The organism is Olivibacter sp. XZL3, from assembly GCF_004368405.1.
Lineage (GTDB): Bacteria > Bacteroidota > Bacteroidia > Sphingobacteriales > Sphingobacteriaceae > Olivibacter.
In genome coordinates this window covers 1-2,493 of sequence record NZ_SBJH01000096.1, presented here as the reverse complement: position 1 = coordinate 2,493, position 2,493 = coordinate 1, and the positions used below count along the sequence as shown (strand labels likewise).

At 40.4% G+C, this 2,493-nt stretch carries 1 protein-coding gene; it reads left to right on the top strand.

Translation table 11 applies throughout. The annotated features are described in order from the left end of the window. The first annotated feature begins 569 nt into the window (after positions 1-569). A complete protein-coding gene (locus EPX21_RS19105) occupies positions 570-2,381 on the top strand; it encodes a reverse transcriptase domain-containing protein (RefSeq protein ID WP_134091275.1) in 1,812 nt (603 codons plus the stop codon). Positions 2,382-2,493: the final 112 nt, after the last annotated feature.

Below are 2,493 nucleotides of genomic sequence, written 5' to 3'. Positions count from 1 at the left end.
TGTGCGCCCGTACAGGTGGCTTAGTAAATATCTCTTTGGCAAGAGATTAGGTTAGTGTTCTTTAAAAAACCTATCATCAACCGACTTATCTGAAAGGGAAACTGGACAGGGAGTGAAGCATGTCGGTAAAGTCATAAGTCAGTCAGCTATCAGACTGCTACTGAATGGCAAGATGAAAAGATGGATATGAGGATAAAATCCGAATTGATTAAACGATAGTCCAAGCGATTCCACTTGAAATTATGGCGTAAGATAGCTATCAATCGTCATACTGTAGTACTCCACCAGTGAATTGGTATGGTTGGAGCAGGAACTTATTACAGCGCAGTCGCAGTAAGCGTACAAAGGACGGAAGTCGTATCCGACAATCCATCGTGCCAATAGTTATTAAGTCGCAAACGGGGATTACCTAAATCGGAATGCCGAAAGGCTATGAGAGTAAAGCTCTCTGAATATCCGACATGGTAACGGAGCTTCCGTAGTAGTCCGAGCAAGGGAAAGCCTTGTACATGGCGAAGGGAAGCAGCTAATTTTTATTAATACAATTAAAGGAAAATGTGAGAGACATTATGAGAAATCCAGAAAGAGTATTAAACAGTCTAATGGAACACAGTAAAATTTCAAGCTACAGGTTTGAAAGGCTTTACAGGATTCTGTTCAATGAAGAGATGTTTTATGTTGCCTATCAGCGCATTTATGCAAAAGAAGGTAATATGACGGAAGGTTCAGACGGTCAAAGTATTGACAATATGAGTTTATCTCGGATTGAAAAGCTGATAGGCTCATTAAAAGATGAGAGTTATCAGCCCCAGCCATCGAGGAGAATTTATATACCGAAAAAGAACGGTAAGATGCGACCTCTTGGCATACCTGCTTTTGATGACAAATTAGTACAGGAAGTGATAAGAATGATTTTGGAAGCTATTTATGAGGGACATTTTGAATATACCTCACACGGTTTCCGTCCAAATCGTAGTTGTCACACTGCACTGGCTCAGATTCAGAAGTCATTCAGTGGGGCCAAATGGTTCATCGAAGGAGATATAAAAGGATTCTTTGACAACATCAACCATGATGTTTTGATTGGTATTGTTAAAGAACGCATCTCCGACGACAGATTCATAAGGCTCATCAGAAAGTTTCTGAATGCAGGTTATATCGAAGATTGGACATTTCATAAAACGTACAGCGGAACGCCGCAGGGAGGTATTGTCAGTCCATTACTGGCAAATCTATACCTCGACAGATTAGACAAATACATGAAAGAGTACATCGTAAAATTCGATAAGGGGGAAAAACGCAGACCAAGTAGAGTCCGTAGGGACTTTGAAAATGCAAGAAGAAGAACTGTGCGAAAACTAAAGTCGATAGAAGACGAAAGTGAAAGAGCAGTATTAATCCAAAGGATTAAGGCAGAAGACAAGGAACGTGCAATGTTCCCAAGCTGTGATGAAATGGATACAGATTACAAAAGATTGAAATATGTCAGATATGCAGATGATTTCCTGATTGGGATAATCGGCAGTAAACAAGATGCTAAAGAAGTAAAGGACGATATCAAAAACTTTCTTGACCAAAAGCTCAAATTGGAACTGTCGGATGAGAAAACACTCATTACCCACACGGAAGATTCAGCACGTTTTCTTGGCTATGAAATCTTTGTCAGAAAATCTAACGCACAAAGACGGGATATTGCAGGTCGTTTGAGAAGAACCTATGGAAAAAGGGTATATCTCAAATTGAGTACGGAAACGATGAGGAACAAATTACTTGACTACGATGTATTGGAATTCCGATACCAAAACGGAAAGGAAATTTGGAAACCAAAATGCAGGTCTGGGCTCATATTCAATGACGACCTTGAAATACTCGACCGATACAATCGGGAAATACGAGGTTTTTACAACTACTATGCTATTGCCAATAACTGTTCTGAACTGCACAACTTCAGGTTTATCATGGAGTACAGTATGTATAAAACCTTTGCTGGGAAATACAAAAGTTCAACGAGAAAAATAAATGCCAAGTATCGTACGAACGGAAAATTCACAGTAAGGTTTACGACTAAATCTGGTGCAGTAAAAGAGAGGTACTTCTACGATTTGGGGTTCAAAAGAAAGAACCCGATGACAGAGGCTGGCTTTGACATTATGCCCTATTCCATATTCGATGCAGGTAGGACAAGCCTTATAGACAGGCTCAAAGCTGAGAAATGCGAAATATGTGGAGCTACGGAAAAACTTGTGATGCACCATGTGCGAAAACTCAAAAACCTTAAAGGGAAAAAGAATTGGGAAAAACACATGATTGCGAGAAGAAGAAAGACCGTTGCTGTATGCCATAGCTGTCATCAGAAAATCCATAATGGAACATTAGACTGACAAGATTAGTGGAGAGCCGGATACGCGGAGACGTGTAAGTCCGGTTCGGGGGCGAGTGTTTGGAAACCTAACGTAGCAATACGATAAGGCGCTGGATGCTTAGCCTACTTAA